This is a genomic window from Pseudoalteromonas sp. MSK9-3 (assembly GCF_003590335.1).
Taxonomy (GTDB): Bacteria; Pseudomonadota; Gammaproteobacteria; order Enterobacterales; family Alteromonadaceae; genus Pseudoalteromonas.
The window spans coordinates 36984-54494 of record NZ_MIET01000004.1; the positions used below are offsets into that span (position 1 = coordinate 36984).

Annotated in this window: 19 protein-coding genes; 11 read left to right on the plus strand and 8 right to left on the minus strand. The window is 41.6% G+C overall.

All coding sequences use genetic code 11. From position 1 onward, the window contains the following. Window positions 1-25: 25 nt before the first annotated feature. Genes BGP78_RS00565 through BGP78_RS00575 form a run of 3 tightly spaced genes read right to left on the minus strand, consistent with a single transcriptional unit; the run spans window position 26 to window position 1527 of the window. Complete coding sequence (locus BGP78_RS00565; RefSeq protein ID WP_119859581.1) at window positions 26-469, minus strand: flavodoxin domain-containing protein; 444 nt, start codon at window positions 467-469, stop codon at window positions 26-28. Further along, window positions 469-1203 carry a tRNA pseudouridine(65) synthase TruC gene (gene truC / locus BGP78_RS00570; protein ID WP_119859582.1) on the minus strand — a complete coding sequence of 245 codons (735 nt, stop codon included), beginning with the start codon at window positions 1201-1203 and terminating at the stop codon, window positions 469-471. The genes BGP78_RS00565 and truC overlap by 1 nt, the downstream gene beginning before the upstream one ends. A 3-nt stretch (window positions 1204-1206) precedes the next feature. Continuing rightward, window positions 1207-1527, minus strand: a complete 321-nt coding sequence (locus BGP78_RS00575) for a YqcC family protein (protein WP_119859583.1) — start codon at window positions 1525-1527, stop codon at window positions 1207-1209. Between the two features lie 138 nt (window positions 1528-1665). Here BGP78_RS00575 and BGP78_RS00580 point away from each other — a divergent pair, with 138 nt between their 5' ends. The 4 genes from BGP78_RS00580 to BGP78_RS22800 all read left to right on the plus strand — a co-directional run bounded on the left by BGP78_RS00580 (window position 1666) and on the right by BGP78_RS22800 (window position 4192). Next, window positions 1666-2694: a DUF3549 family protein gene (locus BGP78_RS00580; protein ID WP_119859584.1), complete on the plus strand. Its 1029-nt coding sequence runs from the start codon at window positions 1666-1668 to the stop codon at window positions 2692-2694. Next, the gene (locus BGP78_RS00585; RefSeq protein WP_119859585.1) at window positions 2695-2997 is read left to right on the plus strand and encodes a DUF3301 domain-containing protein; all 303 of its coding nucleotides are present in this window, start codon (window positions 2695-2697) and stop codon (window positions 2995-2997) included. A gap of 140 nt (window positions 2998-3137) precedes the next feature. After that, the gene (locus BGP78_RS22795) at window positions 3138-3725 is read left to right on the plus strand and encodes an LD-carboxypeptidase (protein ID WP_259386059.1); all 588 of its coding nucleotides are present in this window, start codon (window positions 3138-3140) and stop codon (window positions 3723-3725) included. Window positions 3726-3805: 80 nt separating this feature from the next. Further along, window positions 3806-4192 (plus strand): hypothetical protein, encoded by a 387-nt coding sequence (locus tag BGP78_RS22800; RefSeq protein ID WP_259386061.1) that lies wholly within the window; start codon window positions 3806-3808, stop codon window positions 4190-4192. Between the two features lie 35 nt (window positions 4193-4227). On the opposite strand, the gene BGP78_RS00595 is transcribed toward BGP78_RS22800, so the two are convergent. The 4 genes from BGP78_RS00595 to BGP78_RS00610 form a co-directional block, all read right to left on the minus strand. Beyond that, entirely contained in the window at window positions 4228-6927 is a 2700-nt protein-coding gene (locus tag BGP78_RS00595; protein ID WP_182912187.1) for a CHASE domain-containing protein, read from the minus strand. A 165-nt stretch (window positions 6928-7092) separates the two neighbouring features. Continuing rightward, window positions 7093-8109, minus strand: a complete 1017-nt coding sequence (locus BGP78_RS00600) for a fatty acid desaturase (RefSeq protein WP_119859587.1) — start codon at window positions 8107-8109, stop codon at window positions 7093-7095. Between the two features lie 356 nt (window positions 8110-8465). Beyond that, on the minus strand, window positions 8466-9155 hold the full coding sequence (locus BGP78_RS00605) for an aspartate/glutamate racemase family protein (protein WP_119859588.1): 690 nt from the start codon (window positions 9153-9155) through the stop codon (window positions 8466-8468). Between the two features lies 1 nt (window position 9156). Further along, window positions 9157-9816 carry a glutathione S-transferase family protein gene (locus tag BGP78_RS00610; protein ID WP_119859589.1) on the minus strand — a complete coding sequence of 220 codons (660 nt, stop codon included), beginning with the start codon at window positions 9814-9816 and terminating at the stop codon, window positions 9157-9159. 112 nt (window positions 9817-9928) lie between these two features. Between BGP78_RS00610 and BGP78_RS00615 the strand changes: the two genes are divergently transcribed. The 7 genes from BGP78_RS00615 (at window position 9929) to BGP78_RS00645 (ending at window position 16617) form a co-directional block, all read left to right on the plus strand. Next, on the plus strand, window positions 9929-10780 hold the full coding sequence (locus BGP78_RS00615) for a LysR family transcriptional regulator (protein WP_119859590.1): 852 nt from the start codon (window positions 9929-9931) through the stop codon (window positions 10778-10780). Window positions 10781-10912: 132 nt separating this feature from the next. Beyond that, a complete protein-coding gene (locus tag BGP78_RS00620; RefSeq protein ID WP_119859591.1) occupies window positions 10913-11497 on the plus strand; it encodes a hypothetical protein in 585 nt (194 codons plus the stop codon). Between the two features lie 211 nt (window positions 11498-11708). Then, the gene (locus tag BGP78_RS00625) at window positions 11709-12752 is read left to right on the plus strand and encodes a type III polyketide synthase (RefSeq protein ID WP_119859592.1); all 1044 of its coding nucleotides are present in this window, start codon (window positions 11709-11711) and stop codon (window positions 12750-12752) included. A gap of 180 nt (window positions 12753-12932) precedes the next feature. Next, window positions 12933-13637, plus strand: a complete 705-nt coding sequence (locus tag BGP78_RS00630; protein ID WP_119859593.1) for a spondin domain-containing protein — start codon at window positions 12933-12935, stop codon at window positions 13635-13637. Window positions 13638-13647: 10 nt separating this feature from the next. Further along, window positions 13648-14361 (plus strand): spondin domain-containing protein, encoded by a 714-nt coding sequence (locus tag BGP78_RS00635; RefSeq protein ID WP_119859594.1) that lies wholly within the window; start codon window positions 13648-13650, stop codon window positions 14359-14361. Window positions 14362-14400: 39 nt separating this feature from the next. Next, a complete protein-coding gene (locus BGP78_RS00640) occupies window positions 14401-15123 on the plus strand; it encodes a response regulator transcription factor (protein ID WP_119859595.1) in 723 nt (240 codons plus the stop codon). Between the two features lie 3 nt (window positions 15124-15126). After that, complete coding sequence (locus tag BGP78_RS00645) at window positions 15127-16617, plus strand: cell wall metabolism sensor histidine kinase WalK (protein WP_119859596.1); 1491 nt, start codon at window positions 15127-15129, stop codon at window positions 16615-16617. 140 nt (window positions 16618-16757) lie between these two features. On the opposite strand, the gene BGP78_RS00650 is transcribed toward BGP78_RS00645, so the two are convergent. Further along, entirely contained in the window at window positions 16758-17450 is a 693-nt protein-coding gene (locus BGP78_RS00650; RefSeq protein ID WP_119859597.1) for an outer membrane beta-barrel protein, read from the minus strand. Window positions 17451-17511: the final 61 nt, after the last annotated feature.

The following is a 17511-nucleotide window of genomic DNA, read 5'->3' on the forward strand; positions in this document are numbered from 1 at the left end:
TTGCATACGATACACTCCGCTGAATTTATAGCCCTTGCTGCCAACTTTTTAACCAAGGCTCAACGGGTTCCCACGGTTCAAAGTACTCGCCCGCATCAACATCTAAACGCGGCTTTAACACCGTGGCATTTAACTCCTTTACTACCTGCTCTATGTGTTTACCTGCGCCGCAAAATGTCTCACCATAGCTTCTGTCACCTAAGGCGATCACACCCACTTTTTTACCCGTCAGCATAGGTGACTTGCTTTGCATTTGGGTAATAAGCGGCTCTAAATTATCTGGGATATCCCCAGCGCCAGTGGTCGAAGAGACAAATAACATATTGTCAGCTTGCTTCACCTGTTTGAGAGCGCCACTGTCAAACACTTCGGCCTCATGGCCCTGCGCGACTAAAGACTTTTTAACTTCTGCGGCTAAATTATCCGCGTTGCCATACATACTTCCAACAAAAATTGACACGACTGCCATTACTCATAATCCTTCTCTTGGTTAGGCCAGCCTAATTGAGTGCAGATACTAAGCATTTGCTCACCCAACTTGGCTTTTATAGTTACTGTTTTCTGAGTGTAAGGATGGATAAATTTTAACGAACTTGCAAACAACATTAAGCGTCGATACTCAAAATGCTCAATGAAAAAATGATTCTGCTTGTTATCACCATGATTTACATCGCCGAGGATCGGGTGTGCCAAATAGTTTAAATGTCGACGTATCTGGTGTTTTCTACCTGTTTTAGGAAAGCACTCTACCAAGGAATAGCGGATTGTTGGGTATTTACCAAATGGGATAGGGAGGCTTGCTTGATGCAAGCAGTTGATCTGAGTTTGTGCTTCTTGTGGGGCTTTATCTTGATCTGCAAATTTATCAGCTATTTTATCAAGCTCTTCTTTTAACGGCCTATCTACAAATGTCGAGTCCGGCGCAAAGCCACGTACTAATGCCAAATACCGTTTTTCAATATGACCATCTATGAATATTTGATTCATATCACGGGCTGCTTCGGAGCTCAGCGCGAAAAGTAATACTCCAGATGTTGGCCTATCTAAACGGTGTACGGGGAACACATGCTGCCCGAGTTGGTCTCGCAGCATTTGTACCGCAAATTGTGTTTCTCTTTTATCGAGTAAGGAGCGGTGTACCAGTAACCCTGAAGGCTTGTTTATTGCGACATAGTTTTCATCTTGAAAAATAATTTCTAACACGCCCTACCTCCCGCTCAATGTGTCATCAAGTTCAATAAGTACTGTGTGCAATGATAAAAAACAAGCATGATTCGAGAAGTGCACCTCAGCCATTGGCGCAATAGACACCTTGGTTGGTAACGGTAAACGTGCATCCAATAACTGCTGTAGTTTAGGAATAAACACAAACTGTAACCACTGTTCAAATTGCAAAGTGTCGCAACAAAAAGGCTCTGAAGACAGCAGTTTTTTTGGCTCAATTGGCGCTAACTGCCAAAGCTGCGCATCGATTAGTACATGGGTTAATCGTCTGAGTAATTCATTAACTTGGGTATTCTTTGACATTATTTGCTCTTATCAGAGATTCATTTTTATACATAATTCAGTGATTATACCCGCGCAATAGGGCATTCCCCAACACAAGCTTATCAGCGCTGTAAATTGCAGGTATAATCTAGCTATATTTCCTAACTAGCATGAATTATGACAGCGCAAATCTCAACTCTTGGAGAATTACTTTCAGCCGCAGGTACTCAGTGGCGGGCTTATGACATTGGCCGCAGGATCACAAAATTAGACAAAAAACAGTTTGCGCAGATTGAAAGTACCTTAACGCCGTATCCATACCCTTTAGCAGGACATGCCTTATTGGCGATACAGTTTTGGGATAACAATGCGACGTTAGACCCTTATGTCTGGTTTTTAAAGTTTCCACTTGATGAGCAAAGTAAACTCGTCGCTGCCAGCCGAGATCATTTCGCCAACATGGTAGTAGAAGCACTTGGTACTGAAATTACTGGGGAACAAGCACAAGGCAAACTAGATAATAACCCGTATGTGTTTACACCAAATGCGAATAAATTAGCCGCTTTTAACGCACTATTAAAACGTGAAATAAACCGCCCAGCATCACAATACTATGAATATGCCGAACTCTACTTTGCTGGTAACTTACCTGAAGATGCATGGCAAAACTTAGCTGTACAAGGGTTGGCTGATTTTGCTTTTCGATTAGATCATGGTAAAAATGCCGAGCACCTGAATGCCTCATGGTCGTCATTACCAATGCCTGTAAAACAGCCTCTTAGCGCTATGCTTGAGCATGTTGCTGGCAACACGCAATTCAGTGAACTCCTTTACAAAGACTGCATAACCGCCCTTAAGAATAAGCAACTCGACGTCCTGATTTGTAATTTAAGAGCATTGTCTGCCAGCAAGGCCCAGGGACTATTACTGCAAGCGGTTGACCAAATACTGGCCGATGAACTCGCGAATGAAGCCGATGTACTGCTAACTTTAACCGGCCGTTGTTGGTCAGCATTTAGTGAACAAAGCCGATTGTTTATTCTATTAGATAAAGCAGCACACAACACCCAAGTTGATGGTTTATTTACAAGTATTTTTGCCGATTTGGTTGCAATTCCAAGCCTGCGCCCTCATGTTTTAAGTATTCTAAGAGCAGAAAATCGCAGCGAAACATTATCGCGGGCAATTGGTAGGTTATTTTCGTAAATGGCAACACTTTGGATTTTAATACTCACAGGCGCAGTGATTACGTTTTTTTGGTTTAGTCGTCAATTTGCCGAATCAGCTAAACAGCATGCTGAACGTCAAGCTGAACGACTGCAAGTGCAGTTATTAAGCGTGGCCTGTCAAAAACGACGTTTGGGTATTTTGCGAAACGGTAAACCCGGTATCAAAAGCCAATTTATGTTTGAGTTTAGCTCTGATGGCGAAACCGTTTATCAAGGTGTGCTTCATCTAGAGAACTGTCACTTACTAAAATCAGATATTCCGCCTCACCGGATCAGCTAACTCTGTTTATATCGTTTTAAACACAAAGACATAGAGCAAAGGGCACTCCTTTGCTCTGGCAACATCACCCCACCTCATATCACTACTAACCTGTCATAGATGTGGTACTGTCTTAGTTATAAAATGCTAAGGAGCAGCCCATGAATAAAATTAAAGCCATTAAGCCAAATGCACTCAAACAAGGTGCAACCATCGCTATTTTATCCCCTTCTTGGGGTGGACCTTCTGTATTTCCCCATATTTATCAGCAAGGTCTTAAAAACCTCAAGGCAATGGGGTTTAACATCATAGAGTACCCCAGTGCCACAGCACCTGATAGCGCGTTATTTACAAACCCCGAAATGCGCGCCGCTGACATTAATGACGCATTTGCTAACCCCCAAGTAGATGGTATTATTGCGACGATTGGTGGCTCTGATTCTGCACGTATATTGCGCTATTTAGATATGGACATCATCACAGCAAACCCAAAGCTTTTCATGGGGTATTCAGATACAACCACCCTCACAACCTACCTAAATCAGCATGGATTGGTCACGTTCAATGGTCCTTCGGTTATGGGGGGTTTGCCCAGCTACACAACCACAGTGCTGAATATCAACGCTATGTATCAACGCAATTACTATCTCCACCAACAGAACAAGTGTTACCAATATTTTCACATTATTACCACGGCTACCCTGATTGGCAAAATACCTCACAATGTGGAGCGCTATCAGAACCGATAAATAATTCTGGTCCGATTTTTGTTCAAGGTAAAGGCAGTGCTACAGGCTCACTATTTGGAGGGTGTATCGAGGTACTCGAAATGCTCAAAGGCACACACTACTGGCCTGCGCCGGCATTTTGGCATAAAAAAGTGTTTTTTTTAGAAACATCGCAAGAAAAGCCAAGCATTGATTATGTACAGTACTGGCTTAGAAATTACGGCGTAATGGGTATATTTCAGCAGTTATCCGGGCTGATGATTGGCAGGCCCAGAGATTACAGTAACGACGAGCAAATACATTTAATCAACACAGTACAGAGCGTTGTTAAAGATGAGTTCAATTGCCCTCATTTGCCCATTGTATGTAACCTTGATTTTGGCCATACCGACCCTCAAATGATACTACCGCTGGGTATTACTATTGAAATAGACTGCGAGCATCAGCGTTTGTCACTCTTAGAGTCGGCCTTTCAAGCCCCGAACTAAAGTTGGGGCTATGCGCAATCCAACATAAAGTCGATTTAATGCGCATACTTTACAAGTACCCGCTCCAAATCACTTTGTTTATAAGGCTTATGAATAAAGTCTTTAATACCTAACAATGCAGCTTGCTGTTTTTCCTCTTTACCCACGCTCGCACTTAGGATCACGATTGAAATATGCTTGAGATTCTCATCATTCTTTATATGTTTAGAGGCGGTGAAACCATCCATTACTGGCATTTGTAAATCCATCAAAATGATATCTGGCTGCTGTACTTTTAAGTATTCAAGGGCCTGTTGACCATCATTTGCAAAGTCACACCCAAGCCCTAAATTCAGTAAATGTTTTTGTACTACAATTTGGTTAATTTTATTGTCTTCAACAACTAACACCTTCATGTCTTTATAGTGGTCGCATTGCTCAGTAGCTGTACTATCCATTTGCTCTGCTGATAATCTCGAATACTCCGTTTCGTTATGTATTTTAAGCTTTAGAGCAACCGTAAACTCGCTGCCGACCCCTTCTTGACTTACGACTGAGATTTCACCCCGCATTAATATACAAAGCTGTTTAACAATCGAAAGCCCAAGACCTGTGCCTCCGTAATTTCGCGTTGTCGAACTCTGTGCTTGTGCAAATGCATTAAATAGACGCTGTTGATCCTCGGCTTTAATACCAATCCCCGTATCAATCACTTTTATGGTTAGCAGCCTATCGTCATCTTGGTCTCTACAGTGACAATCAAGCCTAATACTCCCCTTAGGCGTAAATTTAAGAGCATTATTCAATAAGTTAATTAATATCTGCTTAAAACGAAGCTCATCACCTTCAACTTGCTTGCTATACTGCTCATCGTGATTAAATTCTATCTTAATCGACTTTTCAGCCGCCAAATGTGACAGCATCCCAATCACGGAGGCCGTGACTTCTTCAGGCTTAAAGACTTTTGAATCAAGGTCTAACTGGCCAGCCTGCATTTTTGAAAAATCTAGCACGTCATTTACCGTACTTAATAGGATTGCCGATGCATCGCTGATCCGCGCGAGGTAATCTAGTGCAATGTGGTCTTCAGTCTCTTTGCTCGCCAATTCCGTAAACCCAATAATGGCATTCAATGGCGTCCGATATTCATGACTGACATTGGCTAAAAATAGATTTTTTGCGTCATTTGCCAATATTAATTCATGGTTTTTCTCAGTTAACTCATGTGTGCTTGCTTTCACTTTTTTTTCTAAACTGGTGTTGAATGACACAATGAAAAACACAAACATCACACAGATCACACCCAATAAACAGCCCACAAAGACGATGATAAAGTCGACCCAATTGATCAAGTTAACAGCAAAGCTGTCAGAACTAGAAAATCGAATAACCCCTTGTTTATCAAACAAAGTAAATGCCACATTATGGGCAATAAAATGTTCCGGCTCATAACTGGGGTGAGAAAATACATTTCCATCCCCAAAGCTAATTTGGTATGTAAATATCCCTTCTCTCTCTGCGGTATACATCGGATCTAATAACAGTTCCAATTCTAGTACCACTTCAACAAAGCCAATTAAAGACGCTAAGCTAGGTGGCGTCGCTTTTTTAAAAATAGGATAGTAAACAACAACGCCATCGGTTTTATCTTGCTGTTGTACTAACGCGAAAATATCTGTAACCGCAAAGTTTTTAGCCGCAATAGCCTGCTTAATCGTTTTACCTGCAAAGGGATGAGTAGAGACATCCAGCCCTATCACTGTCTGATTTTCATCTAATGGGTAGGTATAATATATGGGCAAATAATAAGGCTGCTGTGGCGACTCTTGGAACCCTGTTGATGTTTGTTGTTTAATATGCATCGGCTTGGCATACAGCTTTTGCATACTGGACTCAAACTGAGTACGCGCTTGTTGTGTAATTAATGGGATCCAACCAATCGCCCTGACTCTCACTTCGGTATTTTGTATAATAGAAGTGAACGCACTAAATTCCTCTTTCGTGACCTGCTCACTGGCCTGAAAGTACGCTTCAAGTGCTTTTAAATACAACTTAATGGTCGATTGAGTACTGTTGATCTGCTCAACAAAAGAGACCGTCCCATTGACAAATTGCTGCTTTTGGTCGCGGTTAAAATTGTTACTTGATACAAAATAGACAAAGCAAATAATAGAAAAGCAAAATAAACTGGTAATAATCGCCGCCGATGCTTTTCGTGCTTTTTTAACAAACATATTGGGATATAAAAATAAGAATACAGGCGTTAATAGCACAACACTAAAAAAATCTCCTACCCATTTTGTCACACCAACATACAGCAGTGTTTGCTGCGGCAGCTCTAAGTAATAAAACAACACCAAATAAATTGTCGCGCCGCCAAGTAACATGGCGACTGGCCCTGTGAGCAATAAAAATTTAATGATCTCAAAAGGCACTGAGATTCGAATAGGGACTTGAGAAAACAGTAAGACTAACTGACGACTCACAACGAGCTGCGCCGTACTCAATACGGCCAAAATATAAGCTGCTTCTGTTGGTAAACTTGCGATTAAAGAGTCTTGCGGAAGTGATAAAAGCAAAGAGATACAAACACCAACCAAAACTGGCCAGCCTTTTAATAAATAAAGCCCGAGTGCAACCCCTGTTGCAGGCCAGATCACACTCGCATACCCAAAAGGAACTAAAAATTGATTACCAAATTGAACCAGCAAAAAATGTGTAATACACGCAAAAAAAACAATAGCTAGCTTATTCAAGTTACCCACCCTATTCCATAGACACTGACAAAATTACACCATGAATATATGTATAAATAATGTAGTTGACCCCAATTTAGACCCAGCCATCGTTCATCAAAGTATAGTGTAAATTCTGTCTAGCCTCCTGCTGAAACCTTGGAAAGGTTCAGGTTAATCACTATGCTACTCGTGTTTGACTGGCGCTGTCTCTGCCGCATGGTAAAAGTTAGCCCGCTTAAGACTGTGGATATCATTAAAACGTACACCATGACGTTTCATAACCGGCAATATCCGCCGACTAATTAATTGCCGGATATAAAAAGGTTGATTGGGTAAAAAGTGATGTATGGTGTGTGTGTAACCAAAGTTAAAGCAAAATAACTGGAATGGCGCAAATACCCAATGGGTAAGCACTTGGGTCTGCTGTAACATATTACGCACCCCACCATAATAATGCATAGATGACGTAATAAAGTTCAGGCTTGAAGAGCGAATGATATTCGGTGCAATTAAAACCACCATTAAAAAGTCAACCCACGCCATCCCACTTACTACCCACTCGGGATAAATGACGCTTCCTTGTAACCACCAATCAATACTATGAAAGGTAATAAAGCCATACAAAACCCCAAAGTATGCGGTGGTGATCGGAAACCCAGCATTAAAAACGGTAAAAAACTTAAACCCGTCTATTTCTTGTTTAAATTGCTTTCGAGAGAGCATTAACCCTAATAAACCATCAACAATTGAGATAAATCTAAGTATGGGATTTTTAGCCCCATTTCCAACCAAACGTTCCTCTATGTCTTGCTCAGTTCCCGACACTTTATGGTGATGTAAATGAATCGTTCGTCGATACCAAGGGTTAACGGTATTTGGTCGCATTAACCACACAATCAACATCATCGAATTATGGACAAAGGGGTGTCGTTTAAAATACAACTTGTGGATCAAATCGTGTTCTACTTCATGTGCGACCGATGTCAGCAGCGCGATAATAAATATACTCAACAAAACAGGAAGATATGAAATAAAATACAACCATGCCACGCCTAACATACCTGACAAAGACAGCAGTAAAAACAGCAGTCCAAGCATATCTTGATAAGCTAAAATGGAATATTTCGACCGAACTCGCTGTTCTTCTGATTTAATTGTTTGCACAATGGCTTGAATATGCTGATTGGGTGACGTGTCCATAGTTCAAATTTAACAAGGCAGATGACATTGATGATAACCTAACAGAGCACTAAATCAATCGGCTAATAGCCTGTTATTTATCTTAATTATGCACTTTAAGTATGAACCGTTCTTGATAACCTCAGCTCTGGATAAGCGAATTTGCCCAATAAAGCTATTTTTCTCACTCTCGGCGTTGCTTTCATTTGCAATAGCCCGCTATGACGGCATAAAAGCGCCTTGATATTGAGCAAAATATCATCATTGGATTGTAGTTAAGTTTGTTTTCAAAACATTTTCTATTCCCAAACCTGAGGTTAGAAAACAACAGTATTAACTCCCGCCGTTAATACTGTTGACATGACCCAAGCACACTATCAGCTTAAAGCAAACTCTACAGCCGCATTGGCATGAATTTCAGCTGTATCGAACAATGGAATATCTGTATCTTGCTGAGAGATTAATAACCCTATTTCAGTGCAGCCTAACACCACGCCCTGCGCCCCCTGATGTTGTAACAAGTTAATGATATCAAGATACTGCTGTTTAGAATCCTCTCTAATATCACCCAAACATAACTGTTGATAAATAATATCATGTATCACTGTCTGCTCGTCATCGGTGGGGACAACCACATCAACTCCTCGCTGCTCTAACCTAGTTTTGTAAAAGGGTTCACTCATCGTGAACCTTGTGCCAAGTAAAGCAACTTTGGTCACGCCTTTGGCAATAAGTACCCGGGCTGTTGTATCTGCAACATGTATTAAAGGCAAAGACACCGTGGCTGCGACTTCATCTGCCACTTTGTGCATGGTATTAGTACAAATCATAATACACTGCGCACCAGCGGCCTCTAAGCTACGTGCTGAGCTTTTTAACAATTCAGCACTTAACTGCCAATCACCAGCTTGTTGCATCGCTTCTACCTCTGCAAAATCAACACTGTTCAACACAATTTTCGCACTGTGCAAGCCACCTAAACGCGCTTTAATCCCCTGATTAATTATTCGATAATAGCTGGCGGTAGACTCCCAACTCATTCCGCCAATTAAGCCTACTGTTTTCATATTATGACTCCCGTTCTTTGCCCGCTTCATCAATCGCCACAATGTCAGTTTCTTTAAGTGCATCGGCTATCCAACATTGTAAATCAGAACAATTTAACACTGTTTCCATATAGCGTGATGCATCTTCATTCAAAGTGATCCCATAAGTCTTAAAGCGTAAAGCCACTGGCGCAAACATGGCATCAACGATAGACCACGAACCAAATAGCCAATCGCCTTGTCCGGCGAATTTTTGCATTTGATCACACCAAATTTGCTCTATACGCGTGATGTCTTTTTTAGCCTGCTCACTTAACTCAACATATCGTGTAGCACGAATATTCATCGGCATTTCATTTCGAATGCCATTAAAGCCAGAGTGCATTTCGCACGCCAATGCGCGCGCTTTAGCTCGCATCAACTGTTCTGATGGCCAGCCAGCACCTGACATGTAAGCATCATTGATATATTCACAAATTGCCAACGAATCCCATACCGCTATCTCATTATCAATTAACGTGGGGACCTTTAAAGTAGGCGTCACACTCTCAAGTCGCTTGTAAAACTCAGGCGTATCTAAAGTAAGCTTTACCTCGCTAAAGTTAACCCCTGATTTAGCAAGCATTAACCATGCTCGCAATGACCATGATGAATAATTTTTGTTCCCTATAAATAGCTGCATAGCCTGACCTTGTTTTATTTAAGTTGCTATTAACTTAGCCATTATTTTTGCTACTGACTAACGGATTATTTTGATATAACCTATCAACATATCTAATAGGTTAAGAAATGTTATGGATATTGATGCATTAAGAAGTTTTCTCGCTTTTGTCGAAACAGGCAGCTTTACTCGTGCGGCAAAGCAAGTTCACAGAACACAATCGGCCATCAGTATGCAGATGAAAAAGTTGGAGAAAGATTTAAATAAAACACTCTTTCAAAAACAAGGCAGACTGCTCAACCTGTCACACGATGGCCAAATATTTGCGCGCTACGCTAAGCAGTTAGTGCAATTACATGACGAAACGTTACAACAAATGAATACAGCTCAGCCAAGCACATTGCTACGCTTGGGGTGCCCTGATGATTATGCTGAATCAGTATTACCAATACTCGTTTCCTTACTTCACGCCTATTGGCCAAACCTCGATTTACAAATCACTTGTACACCCAGCAACAGAGTCAAAATTATGATCGACAGCGGTCATCTAGACTTAGGGATCATTACGCGGGGTTCAGACATAGAAGAGGGCTATAAATTAGAGTCAAGCCCCGGTGTATGGACACACAACCCACAGTTTAACGCCCACAGTAAAACCCCATTACCGATTGCCATATTTCAACGCGATTGTCGCTTTCACCAAGCCGCAACCGACGGGCTACATAAACAAAATCGTGCTTTTGAAATCATTGCATGTAGTGGTAGTGCAAGTGCACAACGCGGTATTGTCAGAAGTGGGCTTGCCATTGGTGCTATGGCGCAGCTCAGTATTGGGGACCTAACACCTTTAACATGTGACACGCTACCAGCTTTACCTATTGTTGATATTGTCTTGATCCGTGCCAGCAGCAGTCAAAACCCTGTAACCGATGTCGCATGTGCACAACTATGTGAACACTACATCATGAAAACAAGAAAAAAGTAACGCCTTTTTACGCCACGGGTATCTATTAAGTGTTAAGTCAGCAAACGCACATACAATGGGAATATGTAATGAACGATTACATCAATGTAAAGTTCATTTTGTAGCGTCAAACTCAGTTTAAAGGATCGAACAATGACACCTGATACGACAATAAAGCCTGTACACGCACTGTCTCCCATAGCCAAAAACCCGCATTCCACAAAGCACATCATATCCTTGTTTCAGCATCGTTTTTTTAAAAATGACAGCGAACTAGCAGCGCTAAGGGAAGAGAACCAGCACCTCAAGTTACAACTATGTCGGTATAAAGCCCTCTACACCTGTTTTTTTAGAAAATTCACACAAATAAAAGCGCAATCGCAGTTAAAAATATCCGCATTGGCTCGTATCAACAAACGCTTAGAACGACATGTCAGTCGATTGCAACGGCTATCAATTCAGTTGATCCGATACCGAAGCCAGTTGCAACAACAGCTCAGTCAACAGCGTATTCGCATCCAAAACATGCAACACACTGTAACAACGCAAAGTCGTGAGCTCGGCCAAACGGTGTCTCGTTATGACCGCATTATGTCTGAACATATGCTGTGTAAGGCCAAATTTAAAAAGCGCAATCAAAGTGCGCTTCAACTGACAAAGTGGAACCTTCGATTGCGTATTGGCATAGCCGCATTAATTACCATTGATTTGGCGCTACTTACAGTGCTTCTTTACTGAGCGCCATCAACTTTATCGAAAACTCCGTTTATTTGTAATTACTTTGGCTTTAAACGAGTCAACCGCATAAAAAAGGTACAAATACAGTCATTGTTATTTAATTGTTATAATTTCGTTATGAATTAAATTAAAAAATACTCCAACCTTAATACACCAACGAGGTAAGTGACTAACGCACGGACCTCTATACAACTTGATTAAGGAAAATAACATGCCCACACTCGCCAGACCTGCCATATTGCACCCTGAAAATATTGTCACCAATCAGGATATGCTCTCGTTTTTAGATAACTTGCATCATGACGCGCCACACAAGCAGCAAGCTTTCAAAATGATCAAAAATTCGGCCATTGAAAAACGACATATGATATTGCCACTTGAGCAAATTTTAACGTTACAAGATTTTGGCGAACGGGGCGCCATTTATGAGCTGCAAGCCAGAGAGATGGCATGTCAAGCCGCTAAAACAGCATTAGAGCAAGCTTTATTAAAACCCAAAGACATAACCATGGTCGTTGTGACATCATGTACCGGCTTTATGATGCCCTCTTTAACTGCTTGCTTAATAAATGATTTAGATTTACCTGCAACCACAATACAACTGCCCATTGCGCAACTGGGTTGTGTTGCTGGTGCATCGGCTATCAATCGCGCTACAGAGCACTGTAAAGCATCAAAACGTAATAATGTGCTGATCGTCGCCTTAGAAACCTCGTCACTGTGCTTTCACCGCAGCGCAGATCGATTACAAGACTTCATCACCGATTCACTCTTTGGAGATGGTGCTGCCGCCGTCGTCATGCGCGCAGATAACGATTGCAGTGGGTTCCATGTCACACACAATCAAAGCTGCTTTATGCGTGATACCGAAGCTTATATACAATACACATTAACAGACTCTGGATTTAAGTTTTCGCTAGATAAAGACGTGATGCACTCGATTTCCAAAGCGGCGCCACACATTGACGAATTTATTACTAGTAACGCACACAAGAAGCCTAACGAATTAGATTTTTATATATTTCACACCGGTGGAAGACGTATCCAAGACGAAGTAACTCGCTGCTTAGCCTTATCAGATGAGGCACTAACGCACTCTCGCGCATGCCTAAGAGAAACAGGCAATACCTCAAGTGTTGCTGTAATAGATGTTCTCGCACGGCAATTTTCACAAAGAAGTAGTATGGAACAAGGTATTTTAGCTGCATTTGGCCCTGGCTTTACCACAGAAATGGCACTGGGCTATTGGCAATAAAATAATTTACCAAAAATAAGCCGCACTCATAAGCGGCTTATTTATCCTAAAATCAACAACTAAAAGCACTGTGACTAACTTGCGCCAAGATTGTGATAAAAACGTGATATTTCGGTGAAATCAGCGAGACATTTAGCCTGCATCCTTAGTCCTGTCATAACAACCAAGAAAGAGAATATCATGAAGGCAAAATTACTATCACTTGTATGCACGAGCAGTTTATTGGCAATGTCAGCAGCAAATGCCGCTGATATAGATGTAAAAATCACCAACCTCACCCAAGGGATTTACTTCACACCAATATTAATCGGTGCTCATAGTAGCGATGCGCATTTATTCCAAACAGGCCAAGCTGCCTCTGACGCTCTTCAAGCAATGGCCGAAGGGGGTAGTATTGATGCGCTATCAGCAACACTTGATAGTATCAATGCCAATAAGCTTGCCAATCCTGCCGAGGGCCTATTGGCTCCAGCCAGTTCTGCTATGGGCAGTTTAAGCACAACAGAAAATAACACCACCTTATCTATAGTCGCAATGATGCTACCAACAAACGATGGGTTCGTTGGCCTAGATGCTTGGAAGATCCCGACAGAAGCCGGCACATACCACATATATTTAAATGCCTATGATGCAGGTACCGAAGCAAACAATGAATTGGTTGTTGATGGTTCTGGTGCACCAGGCACGCCTGGGATCCCAGCCTCTCCTGGCGCAGCTCCGGGCACCCAAGGCAGTGGCTTAACCACAACAGAAACGAATACTATGGTGCATATTCACCGCGGTAACGTCGGCGACGATGAAGCCATTGGTGGAAAAAGCGACTTACACAACACGGTTCACCGCTGGTTAAACCCTGTTGCTAAAGTGACAGTAACGGTTAAATAAGGGGCATATTATGAATAAGTTAACCCCAATAATACCATTTGCTTGCTTGTTACTCGCTGCGTGTGGCAGTGATAACGATAATAATATGGTAGTGACGCCAGTACCACCCGCTCCTGAGCCAACTCCAACGCAATATGAGTTTAAGGTCACGGCACTTAATTTAACCAATGCGCAACCGCTATCACCACTTGGCGCAGCGCTGCACACCACAGGCCAATTTTGGACCATTGGTGAAATGGCCAGTGAAGAACTAGAAAAACTGGCCGAAGGCGGAGATAACTCAGGGTTACTTGGTTTGTCTGTTGTTAACGCATCAGCCTCAAGCGATGCCCCGCTTGGACCTGGGTCAATGACCGAGCTGATGTTAACCACAACAAGCTTAACCGATCAAAAAATATCGTTAATTAGCATGATGGTGAATACAAATGATGGCTTTACCGGTCTTAATAGCATCGATGTTTCTCAGATGGCTGTTGGCGACTACGCTAAAATGAACACCCGAGCATATGACTCAGGTACTGAAGCCAACTCAGAGAGCAGTGGTTCAATGCCTGGCCCAGCAGATGGCGGTGAAGGCTTTAATTCGCTACGTGATGACATTGATAAAGTGGCTATGCACCCGGGAGTTGTCAGTAATGATGATGGATTAAGTACGTCAGTACTAACATCTGAACATAAATTCGACAACCCGCTCATGGCCGTGACTATAACAAGAGTTAAATAACGCCTATACGCACTGTGTGGGCGATGAAAAGGCCACATTATGCAACAACAGGTACTTATTGTAGAAGACGACCAAGACATCGCGCGTCTTCTACAAGTTCATTTAACTGAATTATCATTGGACGTTGATCATGTGTTTGATGGAGAAAGCGCAATGGATAAGTTACACCAAGGAAATTATGCGATTGTGCTGCTCGATATTATGCTGCCTGGGGTGGATGGTTTAACCCTTTGCCGAGAAATTAAAACTTCGACGCCCCATATTAGCGTTGTGTTGTTAACATCTAAAAGCAGTGAAATGGACCGTATTATTGGTCTTGAGATGGGCGCTGATGACTATATTTGTAAACCTTTCAGTTATAGAGAGTTTCAAGCCAGAGTCAAAGCGCAACTGCGACATGTAAGGTTACTTCAAGCCAAAGAGAATCAAGCTACACACACAGAACAAGCACCCTTACAGCTAGGTCGATTAAGTATTGATACGGTGTGTCATGAGGCTAGTTTAGGCGCTCAAGCACTCGACTTAACCGCAACAGAGTTTGAGTTACTGCACTTTTTCGCAGCCCACCCAAATCAAGTATTTTCAAGAACACAGCTACTTGAGTCGGTTTGGGGTTATCAACATTCGGGTTACGAACATACCGTTAACTCACACATTAACAGGCTGCGCAGTAAACTTGAAAAATATGGCGGAGAAGGCGTTATTGAAACCGTCTGGGGCGTGGGCTACAAGCTCAATGCGAAACAACTAACACAGGCATAAGCCATGAAACTGTCTTTATATCATAAACTTGCTATGTCACTGGCGGGGATTTTCATTTTAATTGCGTCTTTATTTATTTGGTGGACGCAAGCATTATCGCAAGTTTCGCGTGCCCAAGCAGAGCAACAGCTACATATGGGCTTAGCTGAACACTTGGTTGGCGATAACCCTTTGCTTCAGCAAGGCGTTTATGATTACAAAGCACTAGAAAACTTATTTCACACCTTAATGGTGCTTGGTCCGTCATTTGAATTTTACTTTGTAGATCCTAGTGGGAAATTACTGACATATTCAGCAAAACCCGGCGAAGTAAAACGTCAGACTATCAACCTTGTTCCGTTAATTAAATTAATTGATCAACCTGAGCAACTTCCGGTTTATGGTGACGACCCACGTAATGAATGTGGAGAAAAAATATTTTCTGTCGCACCGGTTTACAATGGTGACACCTTGCAAGGATACTTATACGTTATTATTGGCTCAAAACTTTATGACTCAATTATTAGTAACATAAAAGGCAACGACCAATTAATTATTGGGCTGAGTTGGTTAGGATTGGCGCTAGCGTTTTTACTCACCGCACTCCTGCTCCTTTTTAAATATTTAACGCGCCCTGTAGCCGCATTGACGGAACATATACAACAATTAGAGCACGCTCAATTTGATATCAGTAAAATTACCTTACTGAATTGGAATAAAGCCCATAGTAACGAAGTTCATCAGCTTGGTGAAAGTGTCAATAACATGGTCAAAACCATTGATCTTCAAGTAAAACAGCTTGCAGAATTAGATGATCAACGTCGTCAGCTATTGGCGCATTTATCTCACGACTTGCGCACTCCCTTGGCATCATTGCAAGGCTATCTCGAAATTATTGCATTGAAAAAACATGATCCTGAACAGCAAGCCCTGCATTTGGGGGTTGCACTAAAAAATTGCGATCAACTCAAATCTCTCATTGACCAAATCTTTGAATTAGCCCATTTAGAATCAGGCCATGCAAACGTGCAATTTGAGGTCTTTAACTTAGGTGAACTGCTATACGATGTCATGGCAAAATTTGCTATTCGCGCAGATAAAATGGGGGTGTCATTAACCATATCCCCTACGGTATGTGACATAAAAGCCTATTCTGATATCGGTAAATTAGAGCGGGTCCTGACAAACTTAATTGAGAATGCACTGCGTCACACTGGTGAAGAGGGAGCAATCGAAATCGAAGTTAATCAGCGAGGTGAACACCTAACCGTAACTGTAAAAGATACTGGGGTAGGCATTTCGGCAAAAGAGCTGCCTTATATTTTTGAAGCAAGATACCGTGCCAGTAATTCAAAAGGGTGTAAAAAGTCACACGCAGGACTTGGACTTGCCATCACTGAACGATTAATTAAACTGCTTAAAACTGATATTCGTGTCCAAAGTAAAATCGGGGTGGGCACTGAATTTAGCTTTCAGTTAAGAGAAGCTGAACCCTACAGTGAAAAAGCCGAGTAACACTAGGCCGGGTTTGTAATAAAAGGGGCAAACAATACCCTTCCTTACAGTCCATTATTTTTTAGAGGGAGTGACGCATTGACTTAAGATTGACTCATAGTGCATCAATCAATGATCTTTGCATACTCCCTTAGACTACTTTAAAACTGCCAACCGAGGATAAACGCGGCATCTTTTACATCATGGTGGTAAGTACGTGGAATACCGTCTATCTCTACGTATTCATCGCTTTCGTTAATTTTCATTAGTGAATACTCAAAGCCAACATACCAATTTTCAGTTATTTGGTGTTCCAAACCCACTGAATAAAATACATCATTACCACTTTTTTTCATGTCATACCCAGCTCTGGGGAAAGTCAGTCTTGCAGGTGTCGATGCTTGATAACCCCAATGGGCTATACCCAGCCTCATATTGACTGACACCGTATCAAATAAACGTGTTTGAGCTTTAATACCCAACCGAGTAGACTCAAGCTCAATTGGAACAGGTAATTTGTAACTTGAAATAGGTTCTATTTTTTCACTGCCCTGTGCAAAGAATGGATAATCTAAAGGTGCATAAACATTAATGGTCGTTTCGTTTTTGCCCTCTCCATGAAAATGCTTTGATAGCTCAAAAGAAATATAATCAGAAAACTTTACACCGACTCTCACACCCAAAGAATTAGTGACAAGATCTGACGAATAATGCTTTTTATTATTGTTAAACTCAGTTCGAGAATAAATATCGTTCTGAGATTTACCCAATAATAGCTCAGAACTGAACTGCATTTGCGCATAGCTAGATAAAGGCAGTAATAAAGCGGCTACACCTAAAATAGAATATTTCATTTTTTCTCGTAATTTAATTATGTCTAAATTGGACTCTTTGACGGGGATTTAAAAACTATAA